Source organism: Lentzea kristufekii, from assembly GCF_033949925.1.
GTDB classification, from domain to species: Bacteria; Actinomycetota; Actinomycetes; order Mycobacteriales; family Pseudonocardiaceae; genus Lentzea; species Lentzea kristufekii.
This window is the reverse complement of the sequence record NZ_JAXAVV010000006.1, coordinates 43,400-65,958: the sequence shown is the minus strand read 5'-3', so window position 1 is coordinate 65,958 and position 22,559 is coordinate 43,400. Positions and strand designations below refer to the sequence as shown.

At 70.3% G+C, this 22,559-nt stretch carries 17 protein-coding genes and 1 pseudogene; 9 read left to right on the top strand and 9 right to left on the bottom strand.

The features are described 5' to 3' along the window. Positions 1-54: 54 nt before the first annotated feature. Positions 55-948, top strand: coding sequence for a DUF1963 domain-containing protein (locus SK571_RS14255; protein WP_319984528.1), 894 nt, complete (start codon positions 55-57; stop codon positions 946-948). An 81-nt stretch (positions 949-1,029) separates the two neighbouring features. Here the strand turns inward: SK571_RS14255 and SK571_RS14250 are convergent, their stop codons facing one another. Continuing rightward, positions 1,030-2,892: a heavy metal translocating P-type ATPase gene (locus SK571_RS14250; RefSeq protein WP_319984527.1), complete on the bottom strand. Its 1,863-nt coding sequence runs from the start codon at positions 2,890-2,892 to the stop codon at positions 1,030-1,032. 62 nt (positions 2,893-2,954) lie between these two features. Here SK571_RS14250 and SK571_RS14245 point away from each other — a divergent pair, with 62 nt between their 5' ends. From SK571_RS14245 to SK571_RS14235, 4 genes and pseudogenes are all read left to right on the top strand, one after another. Further along, positions 2,955-3,317: an ArsR/SmtB family transcription factor gene (locus tag SK571_RS14245; RefSeq protein WP_319984526.1), complete on the top strand. Its 363-nt coding sequence runs from the start codon at positions 2,955-2,957 to the stop codon at positions 3,315-3,317. Positions 3,318-3,386: 69 nt separating this feature from the next. Next, positions 3,387-4,523 (top strand): GTP-binding protein, encoded by a 1,137-nt coding sequence (locus SK571_RS14240; protein WP_319984525.1) that lies wholly within the window; start codon positions 3,387-3,389, stop codon positions 4,521-4,523. Further along, a pseudogene (locus SK571_RS46365) lies at positions 4,523-4,903 on the top strand (class I SAM-dependent methyltransferase); the annotation flags it as partial. The gene SK571_RS14240 and the pseudogene SK571_RS46365, both read left to right, overlap by 1 nt. A gap of 101 nt (positions 4,904-5,004) precedes the next feature. Beyond that, the gene (locus tag SK571_RS14235) at positions 5,005-5,304 is read left to right on the top strand and encodes a hypothetical protein (RefSeq protein ID WP_319984524.1); all 300 of its coding nucleotides are present in this window, start codon (positions 5,005-5,007) and stop codon (positions 5,302-5,304) included. Between the two features lie 212 nt (positions 5,305-5,516). On the opposite strand, the gene SK571_RS14230 is transcribed toward SK571_RS14235, so the two are convergent. The 6 genes from SK571_RS14230 to SK571_RS14205 all read right to left on the bottom strand — a co-directional run bounded on the left by SK571_RS14230 (position 5,517) and on the right by SK571_RS14205 (position 10,971). Then, on the bottom strand, positions 5,517-6,389 hold the full coding sequence (locus SK571_RS14230; protein ID WP_319984523.1) for an anchored repeat-type ABC transporter permease subunit: 873 nt from the start codon (positions 6,387-6,389) through the stop codon (positions 5,517-5,519). Then, on the bottom strand, positions 6,390-7,133 hold the full coding sequence (locus tag SK571_RS14225; RefSeq protein ID WP_319984522.1) for an anchored repeat-type ABC transporter ATP-binding subunit: 744 nt from the start codon (positions 7,131-7,133) through the stop codon (positions 6,390-6,392). After that, on the bottom strand, positions 7,130-8,038 hold the full coding sequence (locus SK571_RS14220; RefSeq protein WP_319984521.1) for a choice-of-anchor M domain-containing protein: 909 nt from the start codon (positions 8,036-8,038) through the stop codon (positions 7,130-7,132). The genes SK571_RS14225 and SK571_RS14220 overlap by 4 nt, the downstream gene beginning before the upstream one ends. A 14-nt stretch (positions 8,039-8,052) precedes the next feature. Further along, positions 8,053-9,585, bottom strand: coding sequence for an anchored repeat ABC transporter, substrate-binding protein (locus SK571_RS14215; RefSeq protein WP_319984520.1), 1,533 nt, complete (start codon positions 9,583-9,585; stop codon positions 8,053-8,055). 106 nt (positions 9,586-9,691) lie between these two features. After that, the gene (locus tag SK571_RS14210) at positions 9,692-10,327 is read right to left on the bottom strand and encodes a choice-of-anchor M domain-containing protein (protein WP_319984519.1); all 636 of its coding nucleotides are present in this window, start codon (positions 10,325-10,327) and stop codon (positions 9,692-9,694) included. After that, the gene (locus SK571_RS14205; RefSeq protein ID WP_319984518.1) at positions 10,324-10,971 is read right to left on the bottom strand and encodes a choice-of-anchor M domain-containing protein; all 648 of its coding nucleotides are present in this window, start codon (positions 10,969-10,971) and stop codon (positions 10,324-10,326) included. Before SK571_RS14205 ends, SK571_RS14210 begins: the two co-directional genes overlap by 4 nt. A 181-nt stretch (positions 10,972-11,152) precedes the next feature. Between SK571_RS14205 and SK571_RS14200 the strand changes: the two genes are divergently transcribed. The 4 genes from SK571_RS14200 to SK571_RS14185 all read left to right on the top strand — a co-directional run bounded on the left by SK571_RS14200 (position 11,153) and on the right by SK571_RS14185 (position 15,404). After that, entirely contained in the window at positions 11,153-12,451 is a 1,299-nt protein-coding gene (locus SK571_RS14200; RefSeq protein WP_319984517.1) for a choice-of-anchor M domain-containing protein, read from the top strand. After that, complete coding sequence (locus SK571_RS14195; protein WP_319984516.1) at positions 12,448-14,040, top strand: choice-of-anchor M domain-containing protein; 1,593 nt, start codon at positions 12,448-12,450, stop codon at positions 14,038-14,040. Before SK571_RS14200 ends, SK571_RS14195 begins: the two co-directional genes overlap by 4 nt. Positions 14,041-14,092: 52 nt before the next feature. Beyond that, complete coding sequence (locus SK571_RS14190) at positions 14,093-14,545, top strand: ATP-binding protein (RefSeq protein WP_319984515.1); 453 nt, start codon at positions 14,093-14,095, stop codon at positions 14,543-14,545. A gap of 130 nt (positions 14,546-14,675) precedes the next feature. After that, entirely contained in the window at positions 14,676-15,404 is a 729-nt protein-coding gene (locus SK571_RS14185) for a hypothetical protein (protein WP_319984514.1), read from the top strand. A 12-nt stretch (positions 15,405-15,416) separates the two neighbouring features. On the opposite strand, the gene SK571_RS14180 is transcribed toward SK571_RS14185, so the two are convergent. Further along, the gene (locus tag SK571_RS14180; protein ID WP_319984513.1) at positions 15,417-17,717 is read right to left on the bottom strand and encodes a SpoIIE family protein phosphatase; all 2,301 of its coding nucleotides are present in this window, start codon (positions 17,715-17,717) and stop codon (positions 15,417-15,419) included. Continuing rightward, positions 17,714-22,252 carry a HAMP domain-containing protein gene (locus SK571_RS14175; RefSeq protein WP_319984512.1) on the bottom strand — a complete coding sequence of 1,513 codons (4,539 nt, stop codon included), beginning with the start codon at positions 22,250-22,252 and terminating at the stop codon, positions 17,714-17,716. The genes SK571_RS14180 and SK571_RS14175 overlap by 4 nt, the downstream gene beginning before the upstream one ends. Positions 22,253-22,559 lie beyond the last annotated feature (307 nt).

Genomic DNA, 22,559 nt, shown 5'->3' with positions numbered 1-22,559 from the left:
CCCGGACGGCCGGTGTGGGGGAGCGCTTCCACCGGTCTGCGATCATGCTGCGCCATGGATCGTCATGAACAGTTCCGCAGCGCGGCACTCGATCGAGGCATTCCGCAGGACGAGGCCGACAAGTTCGCAGACCAGCTCCGGTTCGCGATCTGGGCGGGTCCGAGCGCTGCCGGGGACGAAGTCGCCGGGCAGCTCGGCGGGCTTCCCCGGTTACCGGTGGGCATGAAGTGGCCGGGCGGCGACTACCCGTTGCCGTTCATCGGGTCCGTTGACTGCGCGGCTCTTCCGCGGGCCGAAGGCCTCGGCCTGCCGACGGACGGTTCGCTGCTGTTCTTCCTGAACCACGAGGAAGACATGGAGGAACATCCCACCACTGAGTTCTCGCGAGCGCTCTACGTCCCGGCAGGCACGGAGACGGAGGTGGCGCCACCGCCGCCCGGCCACGACACCAGGACGTTCTTCCACGAGCCCATCCCGTTCCTCATCCCCGAGAGCCGGCTCACCGCGTGGGTGCAGCCGGTGCTGCCGGACTGGATCGAGGAGCGCGACGTCGAGCACAAGGCGGACACCGTGAAGCGGTTGTTCGACGAGCTGAAGCACATCGATCGGTTGTGCGAGCTCGTCGACGATCTCTGGCCCGATCAGAAGCGCCACTGCGCGCTTCGCCTAGGCGGGTACTGCCGGGAGATCGGCGGCCAGGACGGCCCGTGGACACAGATGGCGTTCGACAACGTCAGGAGCCGGCAAGCGGCTGATCCCGACATGTCGGGGGAAGAGCGATTCCGCCTGCGGCGCGAGGAGGCGTACCGGTTGACCAAGGAGTGGGTGCCGCTCGCCCAGTTCCCCACGCAGGGCGAGTTCTACTACGGATGCTTCCTGATCAGTTCCGATGATCTCGCTGCCCAACGCTTCGACCAGATGCGTTCGTTCACCATGTTCACCGAATAGGGTCCTCACCCGGTCAGCGCGTCCACCGGCGGTCCCGGACATCGGCCGGTGGCCGCGCCGGGAGTCACGTCGGCCCGGTGCTCACGGGTGACGCCGTCGGCCGGAGGACAACAGCCGCATCCCGTTGAGCGCCACGAGGACTGTGGATCCTTCGTGACCCGCGACGCCGAGGGGGAGCGGCAGCGTCCCGAACAGGTCCCACGCCGACAGCACCACGATGAAGGTCCCGGCGATCGCGAGGTTGGCGATCACCACCCGCCGGGCTCGGCGGGCCAAGGCCACCACCGCCGGGACCACGGTGAGGTCGTCGCCGACCACCACTGCGTCGGCGGTGTCCACGGTGAGTGCGGAACCCTTGCGCCCCATCGCCATGCCCGCATGTGCGGTCGCCAGAGCGGGTGCGTCGTTCACGCCGTCTCCGACGAACAGCACGTTGCCGCTCATCTCCCGAACGGCCCGCACCTTGTCCTGGGGCAGCAACTCCGCACGGACCTCGACGATGCCGACGGCGGCCGCGACCCGGTGTGCCGCTGCGTGGTTGTCGCCCGTCAGCAAGATCGGACTCCGTCCGGTGAGGACGGTGAGGTCGTGCACCGCGTTGTGGCTCGACGGCCGGATCTGGTCGGCGAGCTCGATGATCGCGACGTGACGGTCGTCCACGACGACCTCGACCGCGGTGTTGTGCTGCGAGTCGTGCCGTCGCACGACAACCGATCGACCGGAGACCCGCGCGGTCACTCCCACTCCCGGCGTTGCGTGGAAGTCGCCGGCTGCCGGAAGCCGAAGCCGTCGTTGCTGTGCCTCGGCCACGACGGCCCGTCCGATCGGGTGCTCGCTGAACTGCTCGGCCGCCGCGGCCAGCACCAGCACCTCGTCCTCGTCCTGCTCGGTGATGATGCCGACGACCTGGGGTGTGCCTTCGGTGAGCGTGCCGGTCTTGTCGAACGCGACCGCGTCGACCGTGCCGAGCTGTTCCACGGCGACCGCGGACTTCACCAGCACACCGCGCCTGCCCGCGTTCGCGATCGCCGCCAGCAACGGAGGCATCGTGGCGAGCACCAGTGCACAGGGCGAGGCCACGATCATGAACGTCATAGCTCGCAGCAGCGTGGGCTCGAACGCCGCGCCGAACAGCAGCGGCACTGAGAACAACGCCAGCGTCGCAACCACCACGCCGACCGAGTAGCGCTGCTCGACTTTCTCGATGAACAGCTGCGTCTTCGCCTTCGTGGCGGAGGCCTGCTCGACCATCACCACGATCCTGGCGATCACGGAGTCCTTCGGCTCGCGGCCGACCCGCACCCGCAGCACACCGGTGCCGTTGAGCGAGCCGGCGAAGACCTCGTTCCCGCGTTGCTTCGGCACCGGCAGCGGCTCGCCGGTGATGGAGGCCTCGTCGACCTCGCTGCTCCCGCCGACCACCTCGCCGTCCGCGCCGATCCGCTCGCCGGGCCGCACGAGGATCTCGTCGCCGATCCGCAGCGTCTCCGCGTCCACCTCCCGCTCGCGGCTGTCCGGCAGGAGCAGGCACGCCCGTTGTGGTGCGAGGTCGAGCAGCCCGCGCACCGAGTCGGCGGTGCGCTGGGTGAGCACGGCTTCGAGCGCGCCGGACGTCGCGAAGATGACGATCAGCAGGCCGCCGTCGACGACCTGCCCGATGGAGGCGGCACCGATCGCGGCGACGATCATCAGCAGGTCGACGTCGAGAGTCCGCTCCCGCAGCGCCTTCAGCCCGGCGAGCGCGGGTTCCCAGCCGCCGGCGACGTAACAGGCGAGCAGCAGCGTCCACCACGTCCACGGCGCCGTGCCCACCAGCTTCGCGCCGACGCCGATCAGGAACAGGGCGGTGGCCGCGATCGCCCAGCGGACTTCGGTGATCGCGAACGGGGAGCGCTTGATCGCCGGTGTCCGGTGCGGGCTCTCGATGAGGAACGTCGAAGTCACGCCAGGCACCATACAGGAACATCTGAAGACCTCTTCATGTGTTCACTGAGTAGGATACTGCCATGGGTCACGGAGTCGAGGGCAGGACCACACCGCCGGCGCAGTTGGACGCCGAGTCGGCGGCGACGGTGGCGGCCACCCTCCAGGCGCTCGCGACGCCGAGCCGCCTGCGCATCCTGACCCGGTTGCGCCACGGCGCCTGCTCGGTCGGCGAGCTCGCCGAGGCCGTGGAGATGGAGCAGTCCGCGGTGTCGCACCAGCTGCGGTTGTTGCGGGCGCTCAGCCTCGTGACCGGTACGCGCCAGGGCCGCAGCATCGTCTACAGCCTGTACGACAACCACGTCGCGATGCTGCTCGACGAGGCCGTCTACCACATCGAACACCTCGGCATCGGTGTCACCGACGACGTCGGGACCACCGCCTGATCGCAACCGCGCAAGGGTTCGGCGGGGCATGCCTGTGCCTTCCGTGATGAAGATGATTATCATGTGCACATGTTCAGGCGCACCCCGGTCACCGTGCTGTCCGGCTTCCTCGGCTCGGGCAAGACGACGTTGCTCAACCACGTGCTCGCCAACCGGGAAGGACGGCGCGTGGCGGTGATCGTCAACGACATGAGCGAGATCAACATCGACGCCGCGCTGGTGGCGGGCCAGGGGACCCTCGACCGCACGGAGGAACGGCTGGTCGAGCTGACGAACGGCTGCATCTGCTGCACGTTGCGGGAGGACCTGCTCGACAGCGTCGGCGAGCTGGCGCGCTCGGGCCGGTTCGACACGATCCTCATCGAGTCCACCGGCATCTCGGAGCCGATGCCGGTGGCCGCGACCTTCGACTGGACCTTCTCCGACGGCACGAGCCTGTCCGACCACGCGCAGCTGGACACGATGGTGACGCTGGTGGACGCGGCGGGCTTCCTGCGCGAGCTGACCACCGGTGACCACCTGGCCGAGCGCGACCTGGCCGCCGCGGAGGAGGACGAGCGCACGATCTCGGACCTGCTGGTCGACCAGGTCGAGTTCGCGGACGTGCTGGTGGTCAACAAGACCGACCTCGTGACCGGCCAGCAGCTCGCGACGCTCGACGCCGTGCTGCGCAGGATGAATCCCACCGCCCGGTTGCTGCACACGCGCCAAGGCGTCGTCGACCTGGCCGAGGTGCTCGACACCGGTCGCTACGACCCGATCACCGCCGCGCAGGCTCCCGGCTGGGCGCAGGAACTGGCGGGCACCGGCCACGTCCCGGAGACCGAGGAGTACGGCATCCGCTCGGTCGCGTTCCGCGCGTCGCGGCCGTTCCACCCCGCACGGCTGATGGCGGCGCTGGCCGACTGGGACGGCGTGTTGCGCAGCAAGGGTTTCTGCCACATCGCCAGCCGCCCCGAGGTTCTCGCGGTGTGGTCGCAGGCGGGCCCGAACCTCACCCTGGAACCGGGGCAGCTGCTGGACACCCCGCAGGGCCGCCAGGAGCTGGTCTTCATCGGCGTCGGCCTCGATCTCGACGAACCGCGCCGCCGCCTGGAGCCGGCGTTGCTGACCGACGAGGAGTTCGAGGCCGGTCCGGCGCACTGGCTCGCGCTGGAGGACCCGCTGCCGGAGTGGGACCTCGCCGACCTGCACGAGCACGCCTGATGACCGGCCCGTCGACCGCGGACCCCGCCGCGGCGGAAGCTGTGTTCGCCCAGGCCGAGCTGGCACTCCTGGACGCGTTGCCGGTCGCAGGCGTGGTGGCCGATGTCGGACCCGGATCCGGCACCGGCACGCTGCGGCTGGCCGAACGCGCCGAACGGGTCTACGCCGTGGACAACGACGAGACGATGCTCGCTCTGGTGCGCGAACGCGCTGAGCGGGCAGGGCTGTGCGACCGCGTGCGCACGGTGCTCCACGACCTCGACGACGGTCCCGCGCCGCTGCCGGAACCTGTGTCGCTGATCTGGTCCGGAGCCTGCGTGCACCACGCGTTGTCCTGGCAGGACGCGGTGTCCGGGCTGGCCGGGCTCCTCGCGCCCGGCGGACTGCTCGCACTCGGCGAGGGCGGCCTGGGCTGGAGGCTCGGCTCGACGCCGCGCACAACGAGTGGTTCACGGCATGGTTCGAGAGCAGGCCCGCGGTCGTGCGCGCGGCACGCGGATGGCCGGGCCTGTTGCGGTCCGCCGGACTCGAGCAGGTCACCAGTCGCAGCGTGCTGCTGGACCTGCCCGCTCCGCTCACCGAAGGGGTGCGGGAGGTGGTGCTGGCGGAGCTCGCCGCACGCGTCGGACGAGCCCAGGCGTACCTGGCTCAGGAAGATCGCATCGCGTGGAACAGCGTGCTCGACCGCACCTCACCGGTGTGGCTGGGCAACCGTGACGACCTGGCGCTGCTCACGGCCAGGACCATCCACATGGGAACCAGACGCGAAGAGCACGGCTGACGACCGGCAGGCCGCGCGCAACTCGGCACGCGGCGCCAGGTCAAAGGCTGGCGACCAGGTAGTACAGCGCACTCAGGGTGATCGCCACGGCGATGACGACAGCCGTGGCCTGGATCCACCGCTTGCTCACTTCCACCTCCGTGCTCGGCCCTCATGGCCACTCGCATGAAGTAGAGCACGCCTCACCTGGCCCGTGCGGCTCGATCCCACCGTCACACGGCGTCGGCCGAGCTCTCGGCTCGACGTCCTGGAGCGAGCAGGCCGTGCTTGGGCGCCAGCACCCAGGCCGTGAGGAACACCGCGGTGAGAACGAGGACGATCGTTCCGCCGGTGGGGAAGTCCCACGACCACGACACGTACAGACCGACCAGTGCGCACAAGCCGCCGATCACGGGCGCGAGCAGCATCATCACGGCCAGCCGGTCGGTGAGCAGGCGTGCGGTCGCCGCGGGTGTCACCAGGAGCGCGAGCACCAGGATGTTGCCGATCGTCTGCACCGAGATCACCACCGCGAGGGTGACCAGCACGTAGAGCACGATGTCGAGCCAGAACACCCGCAGCCCCGTCGCCCGCGCCATCTCCCGGTCGATGGTGACCGCGACGAACTCCTTGTGCAGCAAGAACACCGCGCCCAGCACGAGGATGCCGGTCACCGCGACCGTGTACAGGTCCTCGTCGGGAATGCCGGTGATGGAGCCGAACAGGAACTGCTGCAGCGACCCCGCGTAGCCCGGCGCCCTGGAGATCACCACGATGCCCAGCGCGAACGCGGCCACGAAGAAGATCCCGATGACCGAGTCCTCGCGAAGCCGCCGGTTCTGCGAGAACACGGCGACCAGCACGGCGGTCGCCACGCCGGCGAGGGTGCCGCCGAGGATCAGGTTGCCCGACACCGCGAACGCGATGGCCAGTCCGGGGAACACGGCGTGTGCGACCGCGTCGCCGATGAACGCCATTCCCCGCAGCACGACGTAACAGCCCACGACACCGCAGACGATCGAGGACATGACCGCGACCAGCAGTGCCTTGGGCAGGAACGCGAGGTCAGGGTTGACCAGGTCGCGGAGGAAGTCGACGGGGGACATTCAGACCGCCTTGAGGATCTTGAGCAACGGGCTGCCCTCGCTGACGCCGAAGGTGTCCATCCACGGCTTCTCGTCGCGCAGCTGGTCTGGCGATCCCGCGGCGACGACCGTGCGGTTGAGCAGGATGAGCCGGTCGCACGTGTAGAGCGCGCCCGGCAGGTCGTGGGTGGTGGTCAGGATGGCGTGGGAGTCCCTGGCCAGCGACAGCAGCAGGTCCGAGAGCAGCTCCTGCGTCGGCATGTCCAGACCGGTGAAGGGCTCGTCGAGCAGCAGCGCCGACGGTTGCAGTGCCAACGCCCGCGCCAGCAGCACGCGCTGACGCTGCCCACCGGACAGTTCGCCGACCGGGCGGGTCCGGAGATCGGCCATGCGCACCCGGTCGAGCGCCTCGACCACCGCACGCCAGTCGGCCGCACGCGGCCTGCGGAACAGGCCGAGCCGTCCGGTGCGGCCGGTCATCACCACGCCCTCCACCGAGAGGGGGAAGTCCCAGGCGAACTCGTGCCGCTGAGGCACGTAGCCCAGGCCGGTGCCCGCGCGGCGCACCGGTTCCCCGTCCACCTCCACCTCACCCGACTTGGGTTTCAGGAGGCCCATGAGGCTGCGCAGCAGCGTGGTCTTGCCCGCGCCGTTCGGCCCGACCAGCCCGACCAGTTCGCCTCGGTCGACGGTGAGGCCGACGTCGGTGAGCACCCGGCGTCCGCCCAGGTCCACGGCCAGCCCGCTCACCCGCAACGCGTTCACCCGGACGTCCCCTGCCGCTTCGCCGCGCGGCCGCGCACGACCACCACGACGACGAGCGCGCCCAGCACGACGACGGCCGCGATCAGGGCGCTGACACCCCAGGGCGGTCCTGACCCACCGTCGCTCCCGACACTGTCCTTTTCGGACGCTGCCGCGGAAGGTGGTGCGCTCGCAGACGTTCGAGGCTTGGCGGCCAGTGCCGCTTTGGTGTCGGTCGCGTCACCGACGGCGAAGCGCAGCGTCGCGGTGTTGCGGGCCTCCTTGCCGTCCACCAGCTTGGCGTGCGCCTCCACCTGGACGAGGTAGACGCCAGGAGTGGTGAAGACCCAGTTGGCGTGCGTGTGCGTGTTGGTGTCGACCCAGATGTCCTGACGTGCGGCCTTGGTGGAGTCCCAGAGCACGTCGGCGGCACCGAAGTTGCCGGCCTGCAGGTAGACGAACAGCTCGCCGGGGCCGTCGACGCCGGTGAGGGTCAGGGTGACCCCGCGGTCGACGACCTCCATCACCTCGGGGTCCTGGGTGTTCCAGCCGACCCAGGCCACCTCGGGGTTCTGCACCTGCGGCAGCACGTGCACCCTCGCGCCAGGCTTGCCGATGAAGGCGTACGCGGGATTGTCCGGCACCGTGAGCAGTGCCTTGTCGGAGACCTGGAACGCGGTGCGGTCCAGGTTCCGCCACACGGACGGATCGCCGGTGTCGTCGTGCACCATCAGCTTCCACGCGCCGTCGACGAAACGGGGGCCGACGTCCATGTGGCCGCGCGCCAGCACGGCCTCGTCCACGGCGATCCGCTGGTCGGGCGCGATGGTCTGGTCCGGCCCGTCGCCGGGCGGTTGCGCCAGGGCCGCGGCGGGCGCCAGCAGCGCCGCCACGACCAGCAGGGCGATCGGCAGGGACCGTCTCATGTACTCCTCTTTCATCAGCGCAGGCAGTCGCGCAGCGAGTCGGCGTTGAACCGCATCATCCGGACGTAGGTCGTGACCTCGCCGTCGAAGGTGTCGCCGTAGATCGGGCAGACCCGGATCCCCTGCTCGCCGGCGACCTGGGTGAGCGTCGACGAACGGGCGGCCAGGTTGGGTTCGAGGAACACCGCGGGCACCGCGAGGTTGCGGATCGTCTCGGTGAGCTTGCGGCGGTCGGCCAGGGACGGCTCGGTGGCGGGATTGGGCGTGACGAACCCGGCAACGCTCACGCCGTACGCCTGGGCGAGGTAGCCGAACGCGTCGTGCGTCGTGATCAGATGGCGGCGCGTCGCCGGGATCTCGTCGATCTGTGCGCGCACATATCGGTCGAGTGCGTCGAGCTCGGCGAGGTAGGCCTCGGCGTTGCGGCGGTACTCCCGCGCGCCCTCGGGGTCCTTCTCGATCAGCGTGTCGCGGATGACCTGGGTGTAGGCCATGGCGTTGCGCACGTTCTGCCACAGGTGCGGATCGATCTCGCCGTGCACGTGCTTGCCGAGCACGGCCTGGGCGAGCTGGTAGACCCGATCGCCGGGCCGGCCGAGGAACCCGAACCCGGCGGGGATCTCGCTGAGCGCCTTGCTCGGCACCACGACGACGGCGTCGGACGCGGGTACGACCTGCTGCGCCTTCTCCCCGCCTCCCTGCGGGTCGAAGAGCGCGTAGACCTGCTCGCGGTCCAGGTCGACGGTGAGGTCGGCGTGCCCGCGGTCCACCTGCACAGGGCGGTCCGGGGGCTGCACGCCGACCGCGATGGTGAACTTCGACTCGCCGAGCGGGACCGGTCGTGACCGCTGGTCCACCCGCAGGCGCGCGGACAGGGTCACCTCGTAGACACCGGGCCGGGTGAACGCCCAGGACATGTGGGTGTGGGCGTCGGAGGGCAGGATCGCGGTGTCGTCGCCGTAGCCGTCGCCGGGGTTGAAGCCGTCGCTGGAGTCGAAGTAGACGTCGGCGTCGCCGAACGACCCGGTGAGGTAGCCGTAGACGTTCCCGGGGCCGCTGGCGGCGGTCATGCTCAGCAGGACCTCCGACGCGCGGTTCGCGCCGCGAGCCTTCCCGTCGCCCCTGGCCCGCAGTCCGAGCCACACGGTGTCCAGCGTGACGTCCTCGACCAGCGGGATGATCTCGGCGGCGTACTTGACGGCCTCCTCGGCCAGCGAGACGTTCGCCGCCTCCGGGCGGAGGTTCGCGTCCAGCGCCCTGATGACGGAGTGCTCCTCGAGCATCACGTAGTTGCTGAACGCCACGTCCGCGTACACCACGTTCCGGACGTCACGCAGGCTCGGTTCGTAGGAGTGCGGGTCGGCTCCGTCAGGCACGAGCGAGGTGACGTTGACCCTCGGCCCGCCCACGTTGCGCACGAGATCCCGCAGCAGCCCGGTCGTGGCGACCACCTGCAACCGGCCGTCGCGGTCGCTCAGCGAGGCGGGAGCGGTGCAGCCCGACGCTCCCACTATGACGATCAACCCGACCAGCAGGCGTCGGCGCAAGCCAAGGAGCACGTCGTCACGCCAATCCCGAAGTAGATAACAACGATAATCATACTCATGAAGCGAGGTGCGGAGGCCGGGACGTACTCCCCGGCCTCCGCACGGATCACGGTTGAACGGTGAAGGTGTAGGTCTTCTGGCCCGTGGTGACCGCGCCGCCGGCGGCCTGGACCGCCGTCACCTCGAAGACCGCGGTGTAGGTACCGGCCGCTTCGAACGCCCAGTTGGCGTGGGCGTGGGTGTTCACGGCGAACGCGCGGCTGTCGGGCAGACCGTTGCCGCTGTCGAACCACACGGTCGGCGTGCCGAACGAGCCCGTGGTGAAGACGCTGAAGCCCGCGGGCCCGGTGACGGACACCAGCTTCACGGTGAGCGTGTTGCCCTGCAGCACTCCCGCCGGCACGCCCTCGGTGCTGAAGCCCGCCCACAGCACGCCGCTCGCCTGGCTCTGCGGCAGGATCCACACCGGTGAGCCGGGGGAGCCGAGGAACGCGTAGGAGGAGTTCGACGGCACCGTGGTGCGGCTCGCCGGCACGGCGTTCAGCGTCACGGTGGACGGGTCGCGGTCCGCGCCGGGGACGACGGTGTCGTCGCGGACGTCGAGCGTGAGGGCGCTGCCGGTCCAGTCGACGTCGATGGCGTCGGCGTGGCCGGAGGAGAGGGTCACCGCGGCGTGTGCGGTACCCGAAGTCGCCAGGGCGAGCCCGGCGACCAGTGCGACGGCGGCGAGGCGGCGGTTCACAGGTTCACCTTAAGACGGTAGGTGGCGGACTCGGAGACGACCTTCTGCCCGGTCGCGGCGAGGACGCCCGCGGCGCGCACGGTCACCGTGTAGGTGCCGGCGGCCTCGAACGCCCAGTTGGCGTGCTTGTGCTCTCCGGCGGCGAGTGCGATCCGGTCGGGCAGGCCGTCACCGCTGTCCACCAGGACGGTGGGCGCACCCACGGCGTCGGTGGTGAAGATGCTGAAGTCGCCGGGACCGCGGACGCGCTCGACCTTCAGCTTCAGCGTGCCCTCGGTGAAGATCCCCGGCTCGATCTCCTCGGTGGCGATCCCGGGCCACAGCAGGTCCGGGTCCTGCACCTGGGGCAGGACCCAGACCGGCGCGCCGGGCTTGCCGAGGAACGCGTACGCGGGGTCGGCGGGCACGGAGGTCCTGGCGGCGGACTTCGCGACCAGCAGCACCTCCGAGGGCTCGTACTCGGCCTCGGCGGCTCCGTCGTGGACGTGCAGGTGGAAGGCGCCGTCCTCGAAGGCGACGCCGAAGACGTCGACGTGACCGCTGTCGATCGTGGTGATCGTCTCAGCGGTGGCGGGCGCGGCGGTGAGGGTGGTCAACCCGGTCACTGCCGCGAACAGCAGGGCGATGTGTGCAGTGGTGCGCACGGACGTGGACTCCAATCGTGCGGTGGTGCGGCCCGAGCGGGCCGCGGCACCCGTCGCAGTCTTGCTAATGAAAATCGTTTCCAACAGAGCCGAATGGCCTATTGGAAACGATTGTCGTTTGTATTACGGTCGTGCCGCATCGCCGATCCGCCGGCGTTGGTGCCTGGAGGTTCAACAACACATGCACGTGCGTGCGTCCACACGCGTCACGGCAGGGCTGTTCGCCGTCGTCGCAGCACTGCTGACGAGTGCGCCCGCCGCGCTCGCCGAGCCCGCCGAACCCGTCGACCCCGTTGCGGACGCCGTCCTGGACGTCGCGGGAGACCGTCTCGAGATCGACGCCGCAGAGCAGCGGGTGGAGGCGGCGGACCCCGCCGCGCCCGTCGAGCTGACCTGGGACACCACTTCCATCGAACCCGGCACCGTCTTCGGCGACAGGGTCACCCTGCGAGCGTCCGTTGTGGACAGCGGGACACCGGCGGGGGAGCCCGTCGCGGTTCCCGTCGCGTCCACCGGAACGCTCCAGGTCGATCCGCCGGGACCGGGCGGGCACGAGCTCCGCCTCCAAGCCACCGCGCACGCTCTCGACGGCCGGCCGCTGGCCGTCGAGAGCGTCTACGCCCTGTCGGTCGCCGAGGCGGTTCGCCCCGAAGTGGCGCCGCAGGTCCTCCCGGCGGCTCCCCGGCCGGAGGTCGTCGCGCCGAGCCCGCAGATCCGTGCCGTCGTGCAACAACCGCCGACGGCCACCGGCCGCGTCGTCATCGACAGGGGACACGTCGACGCCGTCGCACCCCGGTTGCTGCCGGACGGACTGCACATCCAGGTCAAGGACGGCACGGTCGCCGGCACCACGACGTGGCGCGAGCCGGCCGACGTGGAACTGAAGGTCACCTCCGGTTCCCGGACGGCACTGCCCTCGAGCCCGGAACTCGCGTTCCTCGGCGCGGCGGGCGAACAGGTCTTCCTGCTGCCGCAGACCCAGCGGGCCGACCTCCTGTGGGCGGGCTGGTCCACCGAGGAACTGCGCCCGGCCGACGTGACCGGACCGGTGACGTGGTCGCTGACCGCCGTCGAGGGACCCGGTGCGTTCGGCCTGTTCACCACCGGCTCGTTCGGCGAGCCGACGGTCCTCTTCAACAGCACCGACGGTCTGCCGGACGCGCAGTCCGTGCCGCTGGGCACGCACGCCCACGCCAACTGGGTGTTCGCCGAACCCGGCCGCTACCGCCTCACGTTCACCGCCACCGCACCCGGTACCGGCGGGCCGCTGACCGACACCGAGACCTACACCTTCACGATCGGCGACGGCACGCCCTCGCCCGTGCAGCCGGGCACCGTCAACCGCAAGCCCGCCACCGCTCTCGCGTCGACCGGCCCCGCCGGCCTGCCCGCCGTCACCGGCCTGGGCCTGGCTCTGCTCGCCTCGGGTGTGGCCGTGCTCGTCATCACCCGCCGCCGCGTCCAGGAGAAGACCTCGTGAGCACCTTGCACCGCGGCTGGGCCGCGCTCGCCACCGCGACGGTGGCCGCGCTCACCTCGCTTTCCCTCGCCACGGCCTTCGCCCAGGACACCGCGACCGTCGTCGACCAAGGCCACGTCGACCTGCTCGCACCGGTGGTGACCGAGGGCGTCCTGGACGTGCGTTACAAGGACGGCAACACCACACCGCCGACGTGGCACGATCCCGAGCAGGTCGTCACCCACGTCAAACCCGAGTCCCGCATCCAGGTGCCCGACCTGCCCGAGTACGCCTTCCTCGGCCCCGCGGGCAGCGACCTCTGGCTCATCCCCGAGGTGCAGGACCCCGCCGTCGTCTGGGCGGGCTGGAACACCGAGTCCCTCACCGCGGCCCAGGTGGATCCGAACTCCGTGCGCTGGACGTTGGACTCCATCTCCGGTGACCAGCGGGGCGCCCCGGCGCCGGGCACGCTGACGGTGTTCCAGTCCGGTCCGTTCGGCGAGCCGCTGCCACGGGTCTTCGACACCGCCCAGCCGCTGCCGCAACACCACCCGTTGTCGCTCGGCACGCACGCCCACGCGAACTGGACGTTCTCGGCGCAGGGCGTCTACCGGCTCACGTTCGCGGTCGAAGCCACGACGCCCGCAGGTGCGCCACTGCGCGACACCACGACCTACACGATCGCCGTAGGCGACGTCGATCCCCGCACGGTCCAGCCAGGCGTGCCGACCACCAGCACGACTACGACGACAACCACGACCACCACAACCACGACTACCACGACGACCACTGCGGCCACGACGACCGCCTCGACAACGACCACCGTCCCCCCGGCGTCCTGCGTCGTGCTGAACGACGGCCATGTCGACCTCATCGCCCCACGTCTCCGCGAAGGCGCGTTGCGCACCGAGGTCAAGGACGGCACCGCTGGGGCGGACGCGGCGGTGTGGCGCGATCCTTCCGACGTGGTGCTGCACCTCGTTCCCGCGGCCCGCAACACCGTGCCGAACGACCCGGCCTACGGCTTCCTCGGCTCACCCGCCGCACCTGTGTGGCTCATCCCGCAGACCCAGATCCCCGGCATCGTCTGGGCGGGGTGGAACACCGAGTCCCTGAGCCCGCAGGACATCTCGGGCGACGTCAGCGTCCGGATGTCCGCTGTGGACGGTCCAGGTCGTGTGGCCGTGTTCCTCACCGGCCTCACCCCGACCGTCCTGGCCGACTCGGCCAACGGCCTCCCGGACGTCATCACCGTTCCGCTGGGCACCCACGCCCACGCCAACTGGGCCTTCAGCGCCGAGGGGACCTACCGCGTCACCGTGGACGTCACGGCGACTCTCGCCGATGGCCGCACCGTCTCCGACAGCGACGTCTTCACCATCGCCGTGGGCGACGTGAACCCCACGGCCGGCCGCTCGTGCGCGACTCCGCCCACGACGACCACGAAGGCGCCCAGCACGCCGCCGACCACCACCACCGCACCCGCGCCCCTCCGCGGAGGTCTGGCCTCCACCGGCGTCGGTGGCCTCGGCACAGCGGTTCTCCTGGCTTCCCTGCTCACCACCGGTGGAGTCGCCGTCCTGCTGCTCAGCCGCCGACGTCGCCACTGAGTGCCGCGAGCCGGACGGCCGGAATCGACCTGAATGCCGTTATCCTGGCGGTATGACCGTCTTGCCGGCCGCCGGCGGGTCCATCGAACCGTTCTGTGACGACCTGGACGTGCTCATGACACCGCCCGAGCTTCTGGTGCTGGACCTGCCGGTGCGTCCGGGCGTCGCGGTGTCGGCGATCCGCCGTGACCTCACCGCGGCTCTGCACGACCTCGGGGAGAACCACCTCTACGACGTCCTGCTCGTGATGACCGAGCTCGTGAGCAACGTCCTGGACCACACGCCCGGCGTCGGCCGGCTGCGCGTCCTGCGCAGCCGGACGCCCTGTGCGGTGACGATCGAGGTGGACGACGACTCGACCGCGGAACCCGTGTACGGCCGTTCCCGCCTGCCGAACGACAACCGCGGCCGGGGGATCGTGGTCGTCGACAACCTGGCGAAGGCGTGGGGCACCCGGCAACGGGCGTGCGGCGGCAAGACCGTGTTCGCGTCGGTCTCCTGCTGACCACCCGCCCGTCAAGCGACCTGGGCCGAGCAGCGGTCGCGAGCAGGTCCTGTCGCCCGGATTGGCGAACTTGCGCTGTCGCGTGGGTGTCGTTCGTCCGTGTCGACAGGACATTCGTATCGTGCGGTGAGTGGGAAGTGAACGGGCGGGCGGCCAGGAGCCTTCGGAACTGGGCATCGAGATGCTCCCTGTCGCGTTGGCGGGCTTGCGCGCCGAGCTCGGCGAGGCCCGCGCGCTGGCCCGCGAGCTGGCCGGGATGACACCGGCACAGGCGGACAGCTCGTGGTGCGATCAGCTCGAGGACGAGTACCACGACGTCGGTGCCGGGCACGCGCAGATGGTGCGTCAGCTGACGCGGTGGCGCCTCGACCACCCCCACGCTCCGGGACTGGACGAGCTGGCCGAACTCGTCGCCGACGTGGAGCCCGTCCGCCACGCTCTGCTGCGACAGCTCGCGCGGCTGCGTTGCGCTCGGGGCACGAGCGGAACCCTTGTCCTGCAGGGCAAGCCGCGGGCGACGCTGATCCGCGACGAGCCCCGGTGGACGTTCTCCGACTCTCCCCGCTGCAAACCGCGTGCCCTGCACGTCTGGCGTGAGGACGACGCACACCTCGTGGCCGTCGTCGCCGCCGAATCACCTGAGGGTGGCGTCGACACCGCTGACGCTGTCGCCGCACGGCTGCGGGCCGAGCACCCGGACTGCGAGATCGAGCTGTTCGTGTGGACACCGAGCGCTGATCCCGGCGGCGGCGACCGCTTCGACCGCGTGACAGCGTCCGGCGCCGAGCAGGTGGTCACGCATGACGTGATCGATCGGCTCGGTGCCGGCCGGCAGTACCGCTGTCGCTGCCAGAGCTGACCGGAAAGGGCATCAGAGCAACTGGATACCGACGACGCAGGTGTCGTCGTCGGTGTTCGAGTCGCTGGTCGCGAGCAACTCGTCGAGCAACGCCTCCAGATCACGCGGAGGACCCGAGACCGCGTCGCACAGGTTCTCCATGCACTCGTCCAGCGGTACGTCCCTGCGTTCGACCAGGCCGTCGGTGTAGAGCAGCAAGGTGTCGCCGGGCTCCAGCTGCACCTCACCCTCCTGATAGGACACTTCCGCCAGCGCGCCGAGCAGCAGGCCGGGCAGCATGGGCAGGAGCTCGCCACGCTCGTTCCTGATCAGCACCGGTGGCAGGTGGCCGGCCCGCGCCCAGCGCAGCACGCGGGTGAGCGGGTCGTACACGCCGCAGAGCGCGGTGGCGATGATGTGGTCGGTGAGGTGGTGCGCCACCAGGTTCAGCCACTTGAGCAGCTGACCGGGCCCCGCGCCGGTGGCGGCGAGACCACGTAATGCGTTGCGCAGCGCCACCATCCCGGTCGCGCCCTTGATGCCGTGGCCGGTGATGTCGCCGACCGAGACCAGGATCTGCTGGTTCGGCAGCACGACGGCGTCGTACCAGTCGCCGCCCACCAGTTCCTCCTGGGCCGCGGGCCGGTAGCGCACGGCGACCCGCAACCCGAACGCGTCGATGGTGGGATGGGTCGGCGGCATGATCACCTGCTGGAGCCGCAGCGTGAGCCTGTTGTGCTCCTCGACCTCCTGAGCGGTGATGGCGAGCTGGTCCTGGGCCGCGGACAGCGCCACCTCGGTCCAGTGCTGCGCCGACACGTCCTGGTAGGCGCCGCGGATCGCGAGCAGCGCGCCGTGCGAGTCGAGCACGGGTTCGGCGATCACGCGGACGTGCCGGGTGACGCCGTCGGCGCGGTGCAGCCGGAAGGCCGCCGACGCGGGCCGGTGCTGGTGCTGGACGTTGCGGAGAAAACCGTTGAGGGACGGCACGTCGTCCGGGTGGGCGTGCTCGGTGATGTCGGACAGCGGCACGGGATCGGCGGTCAGCGGGAGGCCGTAGAGCGCGTACAGCTGGCTGTTCCAGATGACCTTGCCGTGCTGGGGCTCTTCCTCGAACCCGCCGATGCGGCCGAGGCGCTGGGCGTGCTGCAGGAGGTTCGCGAGCCGGGCGGCCTCGTCCTGGACCCGCCACACGACCAGCACGAGGACGCCGTGCCGGGTGACGCTCACACTGGCCGTGACCTTCAGCGGCAGTTCGTCGACCAGTGCCGCCAGCGTCATGCGCTCGGCCCGGAACGGTTCCCCGGTCGCGTGCACGCGCTCGATCTTGTCGAACAGGTCGCCTTCCGCCGCGGCCAGAGGGTATGCCTCCAGCAGCAGTCTGCCCGCCACCGCGGCTCGCGGCCTGCCCGCGAGGTCGACGAACCGGTTGTTCACGTGGTGCACCCGGAAGTCGGTGAGCGTGCCGTCGGCGGAGATCTCCGGGCCCAGCACGAGCGCGGGATCGAGCAGCCCGTCGGCGAGGTCCGCGAGTTCGCCGGGCGCGGTCGTGACGTGCTCGATCTGGCCCTGCGGTGCGGCGGTGAAGTCGAGCGTGGCGGCGCACAGCTCGGCCAGCGCCTCCACCTGCTTGTGCACGCTCAGCGGCTGCGGTTCGAGGACATCGGGCCAGCAGATCTCCAGCACACCGGTGATCCGGCCCCCGGTGCCCGCGGGGACGGCCACACGACCGGGCAGGTCCGCGCCGATGGACGGCAGACCGGACCGGCCGAGATCGGAGATCCACACCGCGTCGCGGTCGAGGAGCGCCCGCCGTGCGGGTGTCGCGACGCCGGGCGGCACGTAGCGCCAGCGCTGGGCCTCGCCCGCGGCGAATCCCGCCTGCCCGACCAGGGTGAGCGACGAGTCCGCGCCTGCCGACCAGATCGCCACCGCGACCGCGCCCAGCGGCGAGAGCGCGTGCGCGAACAGCGATTGAGCGACGGCCTGTGTGTCTTCCGCCTGCAGCGCACCGCTCTCCGCCGTCCGCAAGCGGATCGCGGCGCGGTTGCCCGGGTCCGCCGTCGCCGGCACCCGTGCGACGAAGTCGTCGCCGGACGCCTCGTTGATGATGTCGACGGCCAGTTCGAGCTGGGTGGTGCCGGCGCGGTCGGCGAGCAGGGCGAGCTGCTCCGCGGCCTGTGCCGGGCCGCAGCGCAGCCGTTCGACGAGCATGCCCTTCGCGAGCTCGACGAGCGCCCGGCCGTCCGCTGCCTCCCGGCTCTCCTCGAGCTCGCGCTGGAGGCGCTCGACCAGACCCGCGAGCCGATCGACGCCCGTCCCGTCGGCCGTCACAGCTGACGCATCCAGTGACGTACGCAGGAGATGAGCTCGTCGGCGTCCACCGGCTTGGTGACGTAGTCGTTGGCACCGGACGCGATGCTCTTGTCGCGGTCGCCGGGCATCGCCTTGGCGGTCACCGCGATGATCGGCAGCTGTTCGTGGTCCGGCATGGCGCGAATGGCCGTGGTGGCGGCGTAACCGTCCATCTCCGGCATCATCACGTCCATCAGGATCAGGTCGATCTCCGGATTGGCGACCAGGGCCTCGATGCCCTCCCTGCCGTTCTCCGCGTGCAGCACGCGCACGCCGTGCAGCTCCAGGATGCTGCTGAGGGCGAACAGGTTGCGGGCGTCGTCGTCGACGATCAACACGGTGCGGCCGGCGAGCTGGCCGTTCGCCTCGTGGACCACCGGCTGTCCCGGCTGTTCCGGCCGCACCAGCGGAAGCACGTCCTGCGGGCCCTTGGCGTTGAGGTGCAACGCGATCCGCTCGCGCAGTTCGTCCAGACTGGACAGGATCTCCAGCGGGCGTGAGCTGCTGCGCTCGTGCAGCCGCTGCTCGTACTCGGCGGCGAGCCTGCGGTTGTGGTGGGCGAGCACCGGAACCGTGCTCGTGGCCGCGTCGCCGTCGAGGGCGTCCAGGAACCGCAACGCGGCCCCGTCGGGCATGTCGAGCTCCAGGACCACGCAGTGGCACGGCTCGGTCGCCAGCGCCGCCGCCGCCTCCTCCTGCCCGACCGCGGTGACCACGTCGACCGGGCCACGCGGGTCGTCGCTCGCGGACAGATCGGTCACCGCGCTCTGCGCGACCAGCGCGAGCAGGCCGTGCGACTTCTCCTCGATCACGAGGAGCCTGCGCTTGTGGCCGTTGGCGACGGTCGGAGCCGCGGCCGCCGGCAGCGCCGACGCCTCCTGCTCGGGGAGGTCCTGCGCGTTCTCGGGGAAGTCCTCGCGGCGCACCGGCAGGTAGAGGGTGAACGTGCTGCCCTTGCCGAGAGTGCTCTCCGCGGTGATCAGCCCGCCGAGCAGGTAGGCGATCTCCCGGCTGATCGACAGGCCGAGGCCGGTGCCGCCGTACTTGCGGCTGGTGGTGCCGTCGGCCTGCTGGAAGGCGCCGAAGATCGACTCGAGCTGGTGCTCGGCGATGCCGATGCCGGTGTCGCTGACCCGGAACATGATCGCCGGGCCGTGCTCGCGCACCGCGGCCGGCAGCTGGTCGGGGTCGGCGAGTTCGATGCGCAGCTCGACGCCACCGGTCTCGGTGAACTTCACCGCGTTGGACAGCAGGTTGCGCAGCACCTGCTGCAAGCGGGTGTCGTCGGTGACCAGCTCCGGCGGGGTGCCGGGCGCGGTGGTGAGCTGGAAGCTCAGCCCCTTCTGGGAGGTGAGCGGCCGGAAGGTCACCTCGACGTAGTCCCGCAGCTGCCGCAGCGAGACGCGTTCGGGAGTGATGTCCATCTTGCCGGCCTCGATCTTGGACAGGTCGAGGATGTCGTTGATCAGCTGGAGCAGGTCCGAGCCGGCCGAGTGGATGATGCCCGCGTACTCGACCTGCTTGGGCGTGAGGTTGCGGCTCGGGTTCTGGGCGAGCAGCTGGGCGAGGATGAGCAGGCTGTTGAGCGGCGTGCGCAGCTCGTGGCTCATGTTGGCCAGGAACTCCGACTTGTACTTCGACGCCAGCGAGAGCTCCCGCGCCCTGGTCTCCAGTTCCTGGCGCGCCTGCTCGATCTCCAGGTTCTTCGCCTCGATGTCGCGGTTCTGCGTCGCGAGCAGTGCCGCCTTCTCCTCCAGCTCGGCGTTGGAGCGCTGCAGTTCTTCCTGGCGCACCTGGAGTTCGCCCGAGCGCGACTGCAGCTCCCCGGCGAGTCGCTGGGACTCGGCGAGCAGCTCGTCGGTGCGGGCGTTGGCGATGATGGTGTTGACGTTGACGCCGACGGTCTCCATCAGCTGTTCGAGGAAGTCGCGGTGGATGTCGGTGAAGTGGTGCACCGACGCCAGCTCGATCACGCCGAGCACCTGGTCCTCCACCACGATCGGCAGCACGACCAGGTTCACCGGTGCCGTCCGCCCGAGTCCGGACGAGATCGCGACGTAGTCCGCCGGCATGTCGTCCACGGCGATGGTGCGGCGGCTGCGGGCGGCCTGACCCACGAGCGACTGGCCGAACTCGAACCGCGTCGGCCGTGTGGCGTCGTCGGGGTGCCCGTAGGAGCTGATCAGGCGCAGCTCCTGGTGGTCGTCGATGTCGTCGGCCAGGTAGAAGGCGCCGAACTGCGCGGACACCAGCGGGGTCAGCTCGTCCATGATCAGTTCCGCGACCACGGCGAGATCACGGCGGCCCTGCATGAGCCCGGAGATGCGCGCCAGGTTGGACTTGAGCCAGTCCTGGTCCTGGTTGGCCTTGGTGGAGTCGCGCAGCGAGCCCACCATCGAGTTGATGTTGTCCTTGAGCTCGGCGACCTCACCGGAGGCCTCGACGGTGATCGACCGGGTCAGGTCGCCCTCGGCGACCGCGCTCGTCACCTCGGCGATCGCCCGCACCTGCCGGGTCAGGTTGCCGGCGAGCTCGTTGACGTTCTCGGTGAGCCGCTTCCACGTGCCGGAGACGCCCTCGACCTCGGCCTGGCCGCCCAGCCGGCCCTCGCTGCCGACCTCCCGGGCCACGCGGGTCACCTCGGCCGCGAAGCTCGACAGCTGGTCGACCATCGTGTTGATCGTCGTCTTCAGCTCGAGGATCTCGCCGCGGGCGTCGACGTCGATCTTCTTCGTCAGGTCGCCCTGCGCGACGGCGGTGGTGACCTGGGCGATGTTGCGCACCTGGTTGGTCAGGTTGTTCGCCATGAAGTTGACGTTGTCGGTGAGGTCCTTCCACGTGCCCGCCACGTTCGGCACGCGTGCCTGACCACCGAGCATTCCCTCGGTGCCGACCTCGCGGGCCACGCGGGTCACCTCGTCGGCGAACGCCGAGAGCGTGTCGACCATCGTGTTGATGACGCCGGCCAGCGCGGCGACCTCGCCCTTGGCCTCGACGGTGATCTTCTGGCTGAGGTCGCCCCTGGCGACCGCGGTGGCGACCTGGGCGATGGACCGCACCTGGTTGGTCAGGTTGGACGCCATGACGTTCACGTTGTCGGTCAGGTGCTTCCACGTGCCGGAGACACCGCGCACGGTCGCCTGGCCGCCCAGGTTGCCCTCGGTGCCGACCTCGCGGGAGACGCGGGTGACCTCGTCGGCGAAGCCGGACAGCTGGTCGACCATCGTGTTGATGGTCTCCTTGAGCTCCAGGATCTCGCCGCGCGCGTCGACGCGGATCTTCTGGCTCAGGTCGCCCCGTGCCACCGCCGTCGTCACCTGGGCGATGGAGCGCACCTGCGCGGTGAGGTTGTCCGCCATGACGTTGACGGACTCGGTGAGGTCCTTCCACGTGCCGGACACGCCCTTGACGTCCGCCTGGCCGCCGAGGCGGCCGTCCGTGCCGACCTCGCGGGAGACGCGGGTGACCTCGTCGGCGAAGGAGGAGAGCTGGTCGACCATCGTGTTGATCGTGTTCTTCAGCTCGAGGATCTCGCCGCGGGCGTTGACGTTGATCTTCTGGCTCAGGTCGCCCCGGGCGACCGCCGTCGCGACCTGGGCGATGGAACGGACCTGGGCGGTCAGGTTGCCCGCCATGAAGTTCACCGAGTCGGTGAGGTCGCGCCAGGTGCCGGAGACGCCCTTGACGTCGGCCTGCCCGCCCAGCGCGCCCTCGGTGCCGACCTCGCGGGAGACGCGGGTGACCTCGTCGGCGAAGGAGCTGAGCTGGTCGACCATCGTGTTGATGGTGCTCTTGAGCTCGAGGATCTCGCCCCGCGCGGTGACCGTGATCTTCTGGCTCAGGTCGCCGCGCGCGACCGCCGTCGTCACCTGAGCGATGTTGCGGACCTGGTCGGTCAGGTTGCCCGCCATGAAGTTCACGGAGTTCGTGAGGTCCAGCCACACACCACCGACACCGGGCACCTCGGCCTGCCCGCCGAGCCTGCCCTCGCTGCCCACCTCACGCGCGACTCGCGTGACCTCGTCGGCGAAGCTGGAGAGCTGGTCCACCATCGTGTTCACGGTGTTCTTCAGCTCGAGGATCTCGCCGCGCGCGTCGACGTCGATCTTCTGGCTCAGGTCACCCCGCGCGACCGCGGTGGCGACCTGAGCGATGTCGCGCACCTGGCTCGTCAGGTTGCCGGCCATGGCGTTCACCGAGTCGGTGAGGTCCTTCCACGTGCCCGACACACCCGGCACCTCGGCCTGTCCGCCGAGCCGCCCGTCCGTGCCGACCTCGCGCGCCACGCGGGTGACCTCGGAGGTGAACAGCGACAGCTGGTCCACCATGCCGTTGAAGACCGTCGCGATCTCGCCGAGCAACCCGTCGGAGTCGTCGGGCAGGCGGATGCCGAAGTCGCCGTCGCGCACCGCGGTGAGCCCGGCGAGCAACTGCCGCAGCTCCGGCAGGTCGACCGCTCTTCGCGCTTCGGTCTGACCTGCGGAACGGTCGGCCTTGGCCGTAGTGCCACTCATTCCTACTGCCTCCACGACAGGGGCGGAAACTAAGGTGTGAGGGGACACCTGGCTTTTCAAGCGCACCTCGACGAACCAAACGACCTTACTTCAACAACGTCCGAACAGGTGCGCGGTGGTCTCTCGTCCGCGATCAGCGTTGTGATGCGGGGCGACGTCCGCGGCAGCCCGCCCATCGGCGCAGGTGGCGTGATCCGTCCCGGGGACGGCGGATGCGCGTGCCGGCGGCTCCGCGCCCGCCTTCTCGAACCCGTCAGGCCACGGCGGTGCGCCCATTCGCCGATCGAATACCACTGTGGTTCACCCA

Coding starts and splice junctions, on each gene's coding strand:
- SK571_RS14240 (WP_319984525.1), top strand. CDS start 3,387: ATGTTCAGGCGCACCCCGGTCACCGTGCTGTCCGGCTTCCTCGGCTCG.
- SK571_RS14200 (WP_319984517.1), top strand. CDS start 11,153: ATGCACGTGCGTGCGTCCACACGCGTCACGGCAGGGCTGTTCGCCGTC.
- SK571_RS14245 (WP_319984526.1), top strand. CDS start 2,955: ATGGGTCACGGAGTCGAGGGCAGGACCACACCGCCGGCGCAGTTGGAC.
- SK571_RS14255 (WP_319984528.1), top strand. CDS start 55: ATGGATCGTCATGAACAGTTCCGCAGCGCGGCACTCGATCGAGGCATT.
- SK571_RS14230 (WP_319984523.1), bottom strand. CDS start 6,389: ATGTCCCCCGTCGACTTCCTCCGCGACCTGGTCAACCCTGACCTCGCG.
- SK571_RS14175 (WP_319984512.1), bottom strand. CDS start 22,252: ATGAGTGGCACTACGGCCAAGGCCGACCGTTCCGCAGGTCAGACCGAA.
- SK571_RS14190 (WP_319984515.1), top strand. CDS start 14,093: ATGACCGTCTTGCCGGCCGCCGGCGGGTCCATCGAACCGTTCTGTGAC.
- SK571_RS14220 (WP_319984521.1), bottom strand. CDS start 8,038: ATGAGACGGTCCCTGCCGATCGCCCTGCTGGTCGTGGCGGCGCTGCTG.